Here is a 13,090-nt window from a genome sequence, read left to right on the forward strand (position 1 = left end):
CATGGGCACCAAGGGGACGGCGGGCGCCGAAGGCACCGCGGGGGAGAAGTCCGGGCATGGCATCAGCCGTCGAGGGCTGCTGATCGGCGCTGCCGTCACGGCTGTGGGGGCGGCGGCGCTGGGCTGGGAGACGCTGGAGCGTGTCTGGTGGCGGCTGCCCGGGGTGGACAAGCCCCGCACGCCGGGCGAGGTGGATTACGCACGAGCCGAGTGGATATCGGCCTCTGCGGCGAACTGGCGGCGGGCCGACCGCCCCGCCGACTACCCGATCGACCGGGTCGTCATCCATGTCACCCAGGGCAGCTATCAAAGCGCGGTGAAGGTCTTCCAGGACCCGGGGCACGGGGCGGCGGCGCATTATGTGGTGCGCAAGGACGGCCATGTGGCGCAGATGATCCGTGAGCTGGATGTGGCGTTCCACGCGGGGAACAGGTCGTACAACGAGCGCAGTGTCGGCATAGAGCACGAGGGGTTCGTCGACCGTCCGCAGGACTTCACGGAGGCGATGTACGGGGCGTCGGCGCGGCTGACGGCGGCGATATGCGGGCGGTACGGGATACCGGTGGACCGCGAGCACATCGTCGGGCATGTGGAGGTGCCAGGTGCGGATCACACCGATCCGGGAAAGCACTGGGACTGGGACCGGTATCTGAAGCTGGTCCGGGCGGCGGATTCGAGCCCGTCACCCTCCCCGGCGCCGGACGGGCCTGATCTCCTCAGCTGAGTCCCGCCGTCCGTGCCCGTTCAACCGCCGGGCCGATCGCGCGGGCCACCTCGTCGATGTCCTGCTTGGTGGACGTGTGGCCGAGCGAGAAGCGCAGGGTGCCGCGGGCCAGGTCCGGGGCGGCGCCGGTGGCCAGCAGGACGTGGCTCGGCTGGGCGATCCCCGCGGTGCACGCGGAGCCGGTGGAGCATTCGATGCCCTGCGCGTCCAGCAGCAGGAGCAGGGAGTCTCCCTCGCACCCGGGGAAGGTGAAGTGCGCGTTGGCGGAGAGCCGGCCGCCGGGCGCCGGATCGCCGCCGAGGATGGCGTCGGGGACGGCTGCCAGCACGGCCGCGACCAGGTCGTCGCGGAGGCCGCCGATCTCGCGGGCGAACTCCTCGCGCCCGTCGGCGGCCAGCCGTCCCGCGACGGCGAAGGCGGCGATGGCGGGCACATCGAGGGTGCCCGAGCGGACGTGCCGCTCCTGGCCGCCGCCGTGGAGCACGGGTACGGGGGTGTACTCGCGGCCGAGCAGCAGCGCGCCGATGCCGACCGGTCCGCCGATCTTGTGCGCGCTGACTGTCATCGCGGCAAGCCCGGACCGTGCGAATTCGACTTCCAGCTGCCCGAAGGCCTGGACGGCGTCGGCGTGCATCGGTACGTCGAACTCATGGGCCACGGCAGATAGTTCACGTACCGGCATGACTGTGCCGATCTCATTGTTGGCCCACATCACGGTGACCAGCGCGACATCGTCGGGGTTACGGAGGATCGCCTCGCGCAGTACGTCCGGGTGGACGCGTCCGTACCGGTCGACGGGGAGGTATTCGACGTTCGCGCCCTCGTGCTCGGCGAGCCAGTCGACGGCGTCCAGCACCGCGTGGTGCTCGACGGGGCTGGCCAGCACCCGGGTGCGGTGGGGGTCGGCGGCGCGGCGGGCCCAGTACAGACCCTTCACCGCGAGGTTGTCGGCCTCGGTGCCTCCGGAGGTGAAGACCACCTCGCTGGGGCGTGCGCCGAGGGCGTCGGCGAGGGTCTCTCTCGACTCCTCGACGGTACGGCGGGCCCGGCGCCCGGCGGCGTGCAGGGAGGACGCGTTGCCGGTGACGGCGAGCTGGGTGGTCATCGCCGCGATCGCCTCCGGAAGCATCGGCGTGGTCGCGGCGTGGTCGAGGTATGCCATGGTGGGCTCGATTCTACGAGCCTGCGGCCGGGCGTACGGCGGGCGCATCGCAGCCCGGCCCCCGCGCACCGGGCAGGGCACTCGGTCGCACGCCCCGGTCCCGGAGCCCGATCCGGTCAGGGGCGGCGTCGGCGGAGACTGCCGGTGCGGGCCGGAGGCCGTGTCAGTCGCCGGATCGGCGGTCACGGGGACCGCCGTTTCCCTTCAGGAGCGCGGCGCCCGCGCCAGCTGGCGGGACTGGGCCACCAGTCGGTCCGCGCTGTCCCAGACGTCCGCGTCCTCCTCCAGGAAGCCGCCCGCGAGGTTGCGGGTGGTGATGGAGACGCGCAGCGGGCCGGGGGCGGGGCGGCAGCGGATGTGGGTGGTGAGTTCGATGGTCGGCGTCCAGCCCTTGAGGCCGAGCTCGAACGAGGTGGGCGGCAGTGCGTCGACGGTGAGCAGGAGCGAGAGCGGGTCGGCGTCACGGCCGTCCGCGAGGCCGAACCAGCCGCGCATCTCACCCTTGCCGGAGGGGGCACCAACGGCCCAGCCGATCGTCGCCGGGTCGAGCTTGATGTCGAGCCGGTCAGCGATGGCGGAGCTGCCGGGGATGGCGGTCGGGCCGTCGCTCGGACCGAGGCAGTGCTCCAGCGGCGGGATGGCCGGCGGCTTCGCCGATGTGTGGACCTCGTCGGACAGTGCGTCCAGATCGCCGTAGGTTGCGATGACGCGGATGCGCTCGATCTCGGTGCCGTCCTGCGCGTACTGGACGAGGGAGGCTTGACCGGTGGAGAGGGTGCGGCCGGTGCGGACGGTCTGGGTGCGGATCACCGCGGGGCCGGGGACGGATGCGGTGAGGTAGTGCGCGGAGACCGAGAAGGGGTCCGGGTGCGGCAGGGCCTCGCCGAGTGCGCGGCCGAGCATGGCCAGCAGATAGCCGCCGTTGACTGCGCGGATGATCGTCCAACCGGCGGAGAGCTCGGCGTCGTAGACGCCTTCTTCGCGAAGTGTGACGGCGGTGTCGCGGTCGAACTCGCTGTCCCCGATGGTCGCCTGCGCGGTCTGTGCCGCCTGCCCTGCTGCCTGTGCCATGCGATGCACCGTACACCGATTGTATTACTGAGCGGTAGCTTTTTTGTTGGCCGGAAAATGTCGGCGCAGGGCGTCGGGAGCCCGCTCCCTGTCGTGGGGGACGTCGTTACTCGGACGTCGCCGACCGCCGGTTGTAGGCGCGCGGGGCCCGCCAGTGGTAGCGCATCGCCAGTAGCCGCAGCACGAACGCCAAGATGACCGCGATGCCGCTGGTGTAGGCGTTGAGCGCGTCGAAGCGGATGCACAGCGCGATCATGGTGGCGCCGACCATCGCGGGCACCGCGTACAGGTCGCGGTCCCAGCGCAGCAGCGACGGCACCTCGTTGGCCAGTATGTCGCGCAGTACACCGCCGCCGACCGCGGTGGCCAGCCCCAGGGCCGCCGATGCGGTGAGGCCGAGGCCGTAGTCGTGCGCCTTGACGGTGCCCGTGACGCAGAACAGCCCGAGGCCGGCAGCGTCGAAGACGTTGACGCCCACCTGGATCCGTTCGACCTGCGGATGCAGGAAGAACACCAGGCCGGCGGCGAGGAGCGGGGTGGTGAAGTAGCCAAGATCCGTGAACGCCGCGGGCGGGACCGCTCCGATGACGATGTCACGGAACAGCCCCCCGCCCAGCGCGGTGGCCTCGGCGAGTACCGCGATGCCGAAGACATCGAAGTTCTTGCGTACGGCGAGCAGAGCGCCGGAGATCGCGAAGACGAAGATTCCGGCGATGTCGAGCGCATGCTGGACGGAGGGCGTGAACAGTTCGTTGAGCACCGGGCAATTGTGCCGGTACTACTCCTTCGGGTTGTCCTCCGGCGTATCGGACGATGCGGTGCCGTCATCCGCGGCGGTCTCGTCGGCCGCCGGCTTCCGCACCGTGTCGGCCGCCGGCTTGCGCACCGTGTCGGCTTCCGGCTTCCGCACCGTGTCGGCCGCCGGCTGCTGCGCCTCGACGATCTCGATCGCCTCGCGCGCCGCCGCCGTCACCGTCTCGCCCGGCGCCTGGTCGGGCGCGTTCTCCGGGTGGTGGCAGGCCACCCGGTGGCCGGTCTTCAGCGCGGTCAGCGGCGGTTCCTGCTTGGTGCAGATCTCCGTCGCCTTCCAGCACCGGGTGTGGAAGCGGCAGCCGCTGGGCGGCGAGATCGGCGACGGCACGTCGCCCTTCAGCAGGATGCGCTCGCTCTTGGCCGACCGGCGCTTCGGGTCCGGGATCGGAACCGCCGAGAGCAGCGCCTTGGTGTACGGGTGCATCGGCGCCCTGTAGAGCGACTCGCGGTCGGCCAGCTCCACGATCTTGCCGAGGTACATCACCGCGATCCGGTCCGACACGTGCCGGACGACCGAGAGGTCATGGGCGATGATCACGTACGTCAGGCCCAGCTCGGCCTGAAGATCGTCGAGCAGGTTCACCACCTGCGCCTGGATCGAGACGTCCAGCGCCGACACCGGCTCGTCCGCCACGACCAGCTTGGGGTTGAGCGCGAGCGCACGGGCGATCCCGATGCGCTGGCGCTGACCGCCGGAGAACTCGTGCGGGTAGCGGTTGTAATGCTCGGGGTTGAGGCCCACGACCTCCAGCAGCCGCTGCACCTCCTTCTTGACGCCGCCCTCGGGCGTGACGCCCTGCAGCTTGAAGGGGGCACCCACGATCGTGCCGATCGTGTGCCGGGGGTTCAGCGAGGAGTACGGGTCCTGGAAGATCATCTGCATGTCCCGGCGCATCGGCCGCATCGCGCCGACGCCCAGATGCGTGATGTCCCTCCCCTCGAACTCGATGTTCCCCGCGGTGGGTTCGAGCAGCCGGGTGATCAGCCGGCCCATCGTCGACTTACCGCAGCCCGACTCCCCGACGACGCCCAGGGTCTCGCCCGAGTGCACCTCGAAGTCGATCCCGTCGACGGCCTTCACGGCACCGGCGCTGCGCTGCAACATCCCCTTCTTGATGGGAAAGTGCTTCTGCAGCCCGGTCACCTTGAGCAGCACCTCGCGGGAGGCTGCGTCCTTGACCGCCGCGCCGCTCCCGGCAGACCTCTGCGCCGGAACGTCCACGCCCTTGTCCTCGCTCGTCACGGCCTTGTCCTCGCTCACAGCTTGGGCGCAATCTCTTCGGTCCAGATACGCTCCCGCTGCTCCTGCGACATGTGGCAGGCGGCCCAGTGCCGGCTGCCGACCTCCTGCAGCTCGGGCCGTACGGTGCGGGTCACGTCGTCCTTGGGCACATCCGCGTACGGGCAGCGCGGGTTGAAGGCGCAGCCCGACGGGATGTTGATGAGCGACGGCGGGGAACCCTTGACCGGGATGAGCCGGTCGGTCTGGTCGCGGTCGAGGCGCGGCATCGAGCCCAGCAGACCCCAGGTGTAGGGGTGGCGGGGCTCGTAGAACACCTTCTCGGCCGGTCCGCGCTCGACGCAGCGCCCGCCGTACATCACCAAGAGGTCGTCGGCGAGCTCGGCCACGACGCCCAGGTCGTGGGTGATGATGATGACCGCGGAGCCGAATTCCTTCTGCAGGTCCCGGATCAGGTCGAGGATCTGCGCCTGGACGGTGACGTCCAGCGCGGTCGTCGGCTCGTCGGCGATCAGCAGTTCGGGGTTGTTGACCAGCGACATGGCGATCATCGCGCGCTGGCGCATTCCGCCGGAGAACTCGTGCGGGTAGCTGTCGACGCGCTTGTCGGGCTGTGGGATGCCGACCCGGTCGAGCATCTCGATCGCACGCCTGCGCGCGGTCTTCTTGTCCACGTCGTGGTGGACCCGGTACGCCTCCACGATCTGCTTGCCGATCGTGTAGTACGGGTGCAGCGCGGACAGCGGGTCCTGGAAGATCATGGCCATGTCCCGGCCGCGCAGCTTGCGCACCTCGTCCGGGTCCGCGGACAGCAGTTCCTTGCCGTCCAGCCAGATCTCGCCGGAGACCTGTGCCTTGCGCTTTCCGTACTGGCCCGTGGTGTGCAGGCCCATGATGCCCAGCGACGTGACGGACTTGCCGGAGCCGGACTCGCCGACGATGCCGAGGGTCTTGCCCTTCTCCAGCTGGAAGTTGAGCCCGTCGACGGACTTGACCAGGCCGTCGTCGGTCGGGAAGTGCACCTTGAGGTCGCGCACTTCGAGGAAGGCGGTGGGAGCGGGCGAGCCGGCCGGGGCGGGTTCGCCCAGCGCGGCACCACTCTTGTGCAGTTCGGTCATCCCAGCCTCACTCGCGGGTCGATGACGGCGTACAGAATGTCGACGACGAGGTTGGCGACGGCGATCGCGAGAGCCGCGAACAGGGTGACGCCGAGGATCACCGGCAGGTCCTTGTTGCTGATGGCCTGGACCGCCGCGAGCCCGAGCCCCGGCAGGTTGAACGTGGACTCGGTGAGGACGGCGCCGCCGAGGAGCACGCCGATGTCGAGGCCGAAGACGGTGAGGATCGGCGTCATCGCGGAACGCAGGGCGTGCCGGGTGATGACGGTGCCCTCGCCCAGCCCCTTGGCGCGGGCGGTGCGGATGTAGTCCTCGCCGAGCACTTCGAGCATGGTGGCTCTGGTGAGCCGGGCATACATCGCTGCGTTCAGGAAGGCGAGCACGATCCACGGCAGGATCAGCGTCTGGAACCAGGTGCCGATGCTGTCGTCGGTGGAAAGGTTGTCGGCGATGTGCACCCAGCCGAAGGTGTGCACGAACAGGCCCATCGCGACCATGCCGGTGAAGAAGATCGGCAGGGAGACGCCGGCGAGGGCGGTGGTCATCGCGGCCCGGTCCCAGATGCTGCCGCGCCGCAGCGCGGACACGACACCGGTGGCGACACCGCCGAGGAGCCACAGGACGCAGGCGCCGGCGGCGAGCGCGCCGGTGACGGGCAGGGCGTCCTTGAGGGTGGTCCAGACCGGTACCTCCGTGCGGAAGGAGTAGCCGAAGCAGGGTGCGGCGCAGTGGGTGACGTCGTCACCGTTCGCGTAGTCGCGCCCCATCGGGATGCCCTTGACGAAGTCCCAGAACTGGACGAGAAGGGGGTCGTCGAGACCCAGTTTGATCCGGATGCCCTGGAGCTGCTCGGCACCCGTGGCCTTGCCGGCGAAGAGGACTGCAACGTCCTGACCCGCCCACTTGGGCAGCATGAAGAAGATGGTGAACGTCGCGAGCAGTACGACGAGCACCATGATGACTACGGCGAACAGGCGCCGGATGAGATAAGCAAGCACTGTGCGCGGCCCGGCGGTGGCCGGGAACCCCTTGTGGGGGCTCCCGGCCATCGCCCCGGCCATCACCTGCCCTTCGGACTGGCGGGTTTCGGCGGCGGTGGGGCAGTCAACCGGGTTGACTGCTGATGCTGTTGACTACGGCGACTACTTGACGACGCCGAGCGAGACGTAGTCGTAACGGCCGCTGTAGGCGTCGGACATGTAGACGTTGGTCAGTCGGTCGCCGCGCCAGGTGATGTTCTTCTCGTAGATGAAGGGCATCCAGTCGGCCTGGTCGAGGATCCGCTTGTCGAGAGCCTTGTAGATCTCGCCGGCCTTGACCGGGTCGGTCTCCGCGATCGCGTCGTCGAAGAGCTTGTCGATCTGCGGGTCCTTGATCTGCGACTCGTTGTAGTTACCGGTCTGGGCCAGGAACCGGCTGTCCCACAGCGGCTGACCGAAGCCCTGGCCGGACGGGAAGTCCGGGCCCCAGCCGCTCATCGTCATGCCGTAGCCGCGCTTCTTCACGACGGACGGCGAACCGGTGATGCTGGACGCCTCGGCGCCGTCGATCGGGTCGACCTCGACCTTGATGCCGACCTTGCCGAGCTGCGCCTGGAGCGCCTCGGCGACGTCGACCTCGCCCGGGTTGTTGTTACGGGCGGTGAGCTTGGTGGAGAAGCCGTTCGGCTGACCGCACGCCTTCAGCTCCTCCTTGGCCTTGGCCGCGTCCGGCTTGCCCTTGCGGGCGAGAACGCCGTACGGGTCGTAGTCGCTGTGGCCCTTGATGGAGGTCGGCAGTGTGCTGTTGGCGATCTCGCCACCGGCGATCTCGCCACCGCGGGTCTGCTGAAGGCTCGCGAAGTCCGTGGCGTAGAAGACGGCCTTGCGGCAGTGGACGTCGTCCAGCGGCTTCGTCGTGTGGACGAGCGCGACGTAGCGGACGAAGGACGTCAGCATGTTGTCGACGCTGTCCTTGTGGTCCTGGACGGCGGTCACACGGCCGGACTGGGTCATGCCGGTGCCGTTGAGGTCGACGTCGTAGTCGCCCTCCATCAGCTTCTTGTCGTTCTCCTCCAGGTTGGCGGAGATCGTCACCGTGACCTTGTCCGGCAGCGCGGCACGGACCGGGTCCGAGGACTTCTGCCACTCGTCGTTGCGGACGAGCACGATGCTCTTGCCCGGCTTGTACGACTCGAACTTGTACGGGCCCGAGGAGAACGGCCGCTGGGTGTACTTCGCCTTGGTGTCCTGCGACGCCTTCACGGGCGAACCGGACGGCATGGCGAGGAACTGCTCGAAGTCACCATTGGGCTTGGGCAGCTTGAAGATGATGGTGCTGTCGTCGGGCGTCTCGATCGCCTTCAGGCCGAGCTTGTCCGGGGACGAGTCCTTGTAGGGGCCCTTGTACTTGCTCTCGGGGTCCAGCGTCTGCTTCAGGTACTGCGGGCCGCCGGTGATGGTGTCCGTCGCCCAGATGCGCTCGATGCCGTACTTGACGTCCTTGGAGGTCAGCTTGGAGCCGTCCTCCCAGGTGAGGCCCTCCCGCAGCTTGTACGTGTACGTCTTGCCGCCGTCCGAGATCACACCGGGGCCGGTGGCGAGGTCGCCGACCAGCTTGGTGGAGGCGGCGCCCGGCTTGGTGTCGTACGTGACCAGCTGGCGGGTGTAGAAGCGCATGAAGTCCCAGGCCATGCCGTAGTAGGCACGCTGGGGGTCGGCGGAGTCGAGGTCCTGCTTGCCGACCATTTTCAGCGTTCCACCCTTTTTGGTGGACGGGTTGGCGACCTTGTTGAACGCCGCGTTGAAGCCGGCGCCCTTCGCCTTGTCGCCGCCGCCGTCGCCACTGTCGCCGCCGCACGCCGTGGTGGTCATCAGCGCCGCGACCACGAGGGCCGCACCAGCGGTGAGCCGTCGTTTCGAGGTAACTGTGGACATTTTCTCGTAACCTCCGAGATCGCGGTCCCAGGCCATTGCGTGCCGGAGAACCATGGGAAGGGCCACCTGACAGTGCGGCAGGGGCAAGTCGTGGGCTATCGGGTCCCCTTGGGATCCAGGGCATCGCGCAGCCCGTCCCCGAAGAGGTTGAAGGCCAGTACGGTGATGAAGATCGTCACGCCGGGGAAGACCATGAACATCGGGTCGTGCTCGTACGTCTCCAGGGCGTCCCGCAGCATTCCGCCCCAGGAGGCGGTGGGCGGCCGGACACCGGCGCCGAGGAAGCTGAGGGCCGCTTCGGTCAGGATGTTGGTGGGGATCATGAGCGTCGCGTAGACGGTGATCGGCGCCACCAGGTTCGGCAGCAGCTCACGGAAGAGGATGTGCGTCCGCCCGCCACCGAGGCTGCGCGCCGCTTCCACGTACTCGCGTTCACGCAGCGAGAGCGTCTGGCCGCGGACGATGCGTCCCACGTACGGCCAGCCGAAGAAGCCGATGACGGCGACGAGTACGGCGATGCGCACCCCGCTGCCGGTGAGGCCGAGCAGGTCGTCGGGGAGGACCGAGACGAGGGAGATGATGAAGAGGAGCTGCGGGAAGGACAGCAGCACGTCCATCACCCGGCTGATCACCGCGTCCACCCAGCCGCCGAAGTAGCCGGCGACGATCCCGAAGAGCGTGCCGAGCGCCACGGCGACCAGGGCCGCCAGGAACGCCACGAGCAGCGAGATGCGGGCGCCGTAGACGATCCGGCTGAAGATGTCGCGCCCCTTGTTGGGCTCGACGCCGAAGAGGTAGTCGCCGCTCACGCCGCCGAGGTCGCCCGTGGGGAGATTGGTCAGCGGGTCGAGCATCTCCTGGTGGAATTCGTTCGGCGGGTGCCCCAGCAGGCCCACGATCAGGGGCGCGAAGACGGCCACCACGATCAGGACGAGGACAACGATGCCACCCGTCAGAGCGACCTTGTCCTGCTTGAGGCGGTTCCAGGCAATCTGCTTGAGGGAGCGCCCCTCGACCTTCTTCACCCCGGAGCCGACTGCGGGACCGTCGGCCGCGATCGAGTCCGCTTCCTTGGTCGGCTCGTGCAGTGGTGCCGTCATCGTGGCAAGGACCCCTCTCAACCGGCGGTGGCCGGGCCGAACTGGCCGCTGTGGCGGCGCGATCAGTCACTCGTACGCAGAGGCGGCAAGACGCCCTTGCTGCGGGAGTCTTCATTGCCGTCGCGTGAGGTAGCCATACCGTCAGGCGAATGGATGCCTAACCGTGATGCGGTAAGGGGTGTTCCGTTATCCGGACGCACGTGAACGCCCCTGTAACGCGGGCCAGTTGAGGCAGAAGGGGGCACGCGCATAGATTCGCGTCGCTTCACCATCAGACACTCCCAGCACGGAAATCTCGGACATGGGGAGTTCGCGCCTGTGGCGAGGGCGACGCGCCAATTGCTCCGAGCTCGCACGGGAACTGGCGGCCGCGATCCGGAAGTCGGGTTCGTACAGCGGCATTTCGGGTGCCGTGCCGTACAACTCCGCTGTCGGCAGGGTCAGTACGCGCCCTGCGGCGGCGGACAGCCGTAGTCCGCCATCGGGGCCGCCGGTGCGTGGGGCTCGCGGTCGTAGAACGGACGGGAGTTGGCACGCAGCCACATCGCGACCGGGTCGTACCTGTCGGACATCGCGACGGTGGAGACGGGCAGCCCCTCCGGGACCGCGCCGATCGACTGCTGCATCATCGCGCGCACCGAGTCGACCGAGGTCTGGCTCGTGTCGTAGAGGTCGAGACCGATGGCGAGATACGGGACGCCGAGCGCGGGCTGCACCCAGGCACGGCGCAGCGAGCGGATCGCGGGGGTGTGATGAGCGTTCTGCGTGAGCAGGGCGTAGAACTGCGGGATCTCGATGGCCGGCTCGGTGAGCCGGAGCGGGCCCGCGGGCATACGGTCGAGGCCGCTGGCGATCCGGCGCAGGTCCAGCCACGGGATGCCGACGCCGCCGCCCGGTGCATGCGGGTTGAGCCAGATGCCCCAGCGGTCGGGGAAGAGGGTGCGGGCGATGTCGCGGCCGCCGACCAGTTCATGGGCCCGGTTCCAGCCGCTGGCAGAGAGTTCCTGGGCGGAGGTCACACAGGGGGCGTAGCCGAGGCCGTCGATCTCCATGTTCCCGTACTGGGCGTCGGGCGAGCCTGCCTGGCCGTGCCAGAGGAGCATCCAGATCCGGCCGTTCGCGAGGGCCTGCAGCAGTGCCTCGTACGCGTCGTAGCGCCCGGGCGTCACTTGGTGCAGCATGTGCTCGACCTGCCCGGCCGCAGCGGTGCCTGACGCACTCACCTGGTACCGCCCCCTCTTCGATCCACTGTGTCGGCCCGCCGCACCCGGGGCACACGGGTCCCGCATGCCATCAAATCAGCTTACGCGCCGGTCCTGACACCGACTTGACGCCTTGGGGCGACGTGGTGATCCACTCCGAAGGCGTCCGCGGCACCGAGTGCTACTGGCCGGCGCGCTGGTAGAACGGCCGGAGCTTCTCCCGCATCCAGTCGCCGACCGGGTCCTGCGCCACATCGAGCAGGACCAGATTGACCGGCCAGGGCACCTCGACGCGGCCGAGCGCACGGCCGAGGGCATCCATCGGGGCGTTCTGCCCGGCACCCTGCAAGGTGGAGCACTCGACGCCGATGAAGAGGACGGGCTCGCCGCCCTCGATGCTGGCCAGCGCCCGGCGTGCGGTGAGCACGACACCGCTCTCCTCGAATTCGCCGGCCGCCGCGGAGAGGAAGTCGACGGGCTCCTCCTGCCAGGCCGGCTCAAACAGCCGGACCCTGCCTCCGCCGGTCGGTCCGTCCAGCGGGGTACGTCCGGCGCGGCAGAGCTCCGCCACGGCGGGCGGCGGCAGCGGCATCCCGACGGCGCCGCCCGGGTTCACGGCGATGCCGAGCTGCGGGGGCAGGCCGCGGGCGAATTCGCGGGCGGGCGCGACGGTGAAGGACATATGGGTACCGACGCAGCTGCGGAACTGGTGTTCGGAGCTGAATACGGGAACGTACGCAGCGCCCTCGATCTCCAGCGTGGGCAGGTCGAGGTCGGGGGAGTCGGGTCCGCCGCCGTTGGGCAGGGGCACCCAGACCTGACTGCGCCCGAGCACCTCGACGAGCCGTCCGCCCGCCTCCGGGCTGCCCACGGAGGCCATCAGAACTTCTTCGAGCTCATTGGCCGGCCATCCGCTCTGCGGATGGGACTGGACCTGTGCCGGAATGTCCACTGCTTCCCCTTCTTGCCCGAGCCTTCCGGCAGAAGATTAACGTCCGGCCGCCTCTCAGGCCCTATGCGTCCGCGAACGCGATCCGGCCCAGCTTCCCCGCCGCCTCCCGGTCCAGCAGCACCGCCGAAGCGCACCCGGGCGGCAACAGGCCGATCTCGGTGTTCCGCAGCAGCCTCCCCACCGCCCTGCGGTGCCGGGCGAAGGCATATCCGGAGACGCCGCGTCCACGCTCCCGCTGGCCCTCCCTCGCCGTCTGCGGTGTGACGTCGAGAAGGACGAGGTGGAGGACGCGGCCCCGGCGCCGCGCATCACGGGCCAGCCAGCCGCGTACCCATGCCTGGGTTCCGCAGTCGTGGACGACGACGGATTCACCGGAGCGCAGCGCCCGCCGCAGTCCCCAGTAGTGGGCGACGCGGACGAGGGGCCGGTAGAGGGCGTACGGCAGTAAGCGGGGCATTCTCCGCGCCCAGCGGTCCCGGGTGTCCTGGGAGTCGATGGCGCGGTCCGCGGTGACCGCCCGCCGGATGAGCGTCGACTTGCCGCTGCCGGGCAGCCCGGAGACCACCACCACGTCACCCGCCGCGAAACGCAGGCTGCGCGGACTGTGCCCGGCCCGCTCCCGCAGATCCCGTACGACGGGCGCGTGCGTGCCGATCGCTTCCGTGGGCGGAGCCCCTGTCTGTGCGGGCATCGCGCCATGCGTGGCCCCCGCGGTGGTCGCGTATCGCTGCAACGTCATCGCCCTCCCCTGTCGGGTCACCCCACGTATGCCCATGAAGTGTAAAGAAAAGGT

The 13,090-nt window shown here is 69.3% G+C and carries 12 protein-coding genes; 1 reads left to right on the forward strand and 11 read right to left on the reverse strand.

What is annotated here, in order from left to right:
• Position 1 precedes the first annotated feature (1 nt).
• On the forward strand, positions 2–724 hold the full coding sequence (locus tag ABT115_RS19630; RefSeq protein ID WP_351791190.1) for an N-acetylmuramoyl-L-alanine amidase: 723 nt from the start codon (positions 2–4) through the stop codon (positions 722–724).
• Here ABT115_RS19630 and ABT115_RS19635 read toward each other — a convergent pair.
• The 11 genes from ABT115_RS19635 to ABT115_RS19685 form a co-directional block, all read right to left on the reverse strand.
• Positions 717–1,886 carry a cysteine desulfurase family protein gene (locus ABT115_RS19635; RefSeq protein WP_351791193.1) on the reverse strand — a complete coding sequence of 390 codons (1,170 nt, stop codon included), beginning with the start codon at positions 1,884–1,886 and terminating at the stop codon, positions 717–719. The two genes, ABT115_RS19630 and ABT115_RS19635, sit on opposite strands and share 8 nt — an antisense overlap.
• Positions 1,887–2,090: 204 nt before the next feature.
• Positions 2,091–2,957 carry a thioesterase family protein gene (locus ABT115_RS19640; protein ID WP_351791196.1) on the reverse strand — a complete coding sequence of 289 codons (867 nt, stop codon included), beginning with the start codon at positions 2,955–2,957 and terminating at the stop codon, positions 2,091–2,093.
• A 106-nt stretch (positions 2,958–3,063) separates the two neighbouring features.
• Complete coding sequence (locus ABT115_RS19645) at positions 3,064–3,717, reverse strand: trimeric intracellular cation channel family protein (RefSeq protein ID WP_351791199.1); 654 nt, start codon at positions 3,715–3,717, stop codon at positions 3,064–3,066.
• 18 nt (positions 3,718–3,735) lie between these two features.
• A complete protein-coding gene (locus tag ABT115_RS19650) occupies positions 3,736–4,992 on the reverse strand; it encodes an ABC transporter ATP-binding protein (RefSeq protein WP_502969128.1) in 1,257 nt (418 codons plus the stop codon).
• Between the two features lie 35 nt (positions 4,993–5,027).
• Positions 5,028–6,128: an ABC transporter ATP-binding protein gene (locus ABT115_RS19655; RefSeq protein WP_351791203.1), complete on the reverse strand. Its 1,101-nt coding sequence runs from the start codon at positions 6,126–6,128 to the stop codon at positions 5,028–5,030.
• On the reverse strand, positions 6,125–7,126 hold the full coding sequence (locus tag ABT115_RS19660; protein WP_351791315.1) for an ABC transporter permease: 1,002 nt from the start codon (positions 7,124–7,126) through the stop codon (positions 6,125–6,127). The genes ABT115_RS19655 and ABT115_RS19660 overlap by 4 nt, the downstream gene beginning before the upstream one ends.
• A 144-nt stretch (positions 7,127–7,270) precedes the next feature.
• Positions 7,271–9,043: an ABC transporter substrate-binding protein gene (locus ABT115_RS19665; protein ID WP_351791206.1), complete on the reverse strand. Its 1,773-nt coding sequence runs from the start codon at positions 9,041–9,043 to the stop codon at positions 7,271–7,273.
• Between the two features lie 95 nt (positions 9,044–9,138).
• The gene (locus ABT115_RS19670) at positions 9,139–10,143 is read right to left on the reverse strand and encodes an ABC transporter permease (protein ID WP_351791209.1); all 1,005 of its coding nucleotides are present in this window, start codon (positions 10,141–10,143) and stop codon (positions 9,139–9,141) included.
• Between the two features lie 440 nt (positions 10,144–10,583).
• Positions 10,584–11,366 carry an enhanced serine sensitivity protein SseB C-terminal domain-containing protein gene (locus ABT115_RS19675; protein WP_351791212.1) on the reverse strand — a complete coding sequence of 261 codons (783 nt, stop codon included), beginning with the start codon at positions 11,364–11,366 and terminating at the stop codon, positions 10,584–10,586.
• Positions 11,367–11,526: 160 nt separating this feature from the next.
• Complete coding sequence (locus ABT115_RS19680; RefSeq protein WP_351791214.1) at positions 11,527–12,297, reverse strand: enhanced serine sensitivity protein SseB; 771 nt, start codon at positions 12,295–12,297, stop codon at positions 11,527–11,529.
• A 61-nt stretch (positions 12,298–12,358) separates the two neighbouring features.
• Positions 12,359–13,036 carry an AAA family ATPase gene (locus ABT115_RS19685; RefSeq protein ID WP_351791216.1) on the reverse strand — a complete coding sequence of 226 codons (678 nt, stop codon included), beginning with the start codon at positions 13,034–13,036 and terminating at the stop codon, positions 12,359–12,361.
• Positions 13,037–13,090 lie beyond the last annotated feature (54 nt).

It is taken from the genome of Streptomyces sp. NPDC001832 (assembly GCF_040297265.1).
In the GTDB taxonomy this organism is placed as follows: Bacteria; Actinomycetota; Actinomycetes; order Streptomycetales; family Streptomycetaceae; genus Streptomyces.

Excerpts from the sequence above, each read along its gene's own strand:
- ABT115_RS19630 (WP_351791190.1), top strand. The coding sequence starts at position 2 with ATGGGCACCAAGGGGACGGCGGGCGCCGAAGGCACCGCGGGGGAGAAG.
- ABT115_RS19635 (WP_351791193.1), bottom strand. The coding sequence starts at position 1,886 with ATGGCATACCTCGACCACGCCGCGACCACGCCGATGCTTCCGGAGGCG.
- ABT115_RS19640 (WP_351791196.1), bottom strand. The coding sequence starts at position 2,957 with ATGGCACAGGCAGCAGGGCAGGCGGCACAGACCGCGCAGGCGACCATC.
- ABT115_RS19655 (WP_351791203.1), bottom strand. The coding sequence starts at position 6,128 with ATGACCGAACTGCACAAGAGTGGTGCCGCGCTGGGCGAACCCGCCCCG.
- ABT115_RS19665 (WP_351791206.1), bottom strand. The coding sequence starts at position 9,043 with ATGTCCACAGTTACCTCGAAACGACGGCTCACCGCTGGTGCGGCCCTC.
- ABT115_RS19670 (WP_351791209.1), bottom strand. The coding sequence starts at position 10,143 with ATGACGGCACCACTGCACGAGCCGACCAAGGAAGCGGACTCGATCGCG.
- ABT115_RS19685 (WP_351791216.1), bottom strand. The coding sequence starts at position 13,036 with ATGACGTTGCAGCGATACGCGACCACCGCGGGGGCCACGCATGGCGCG.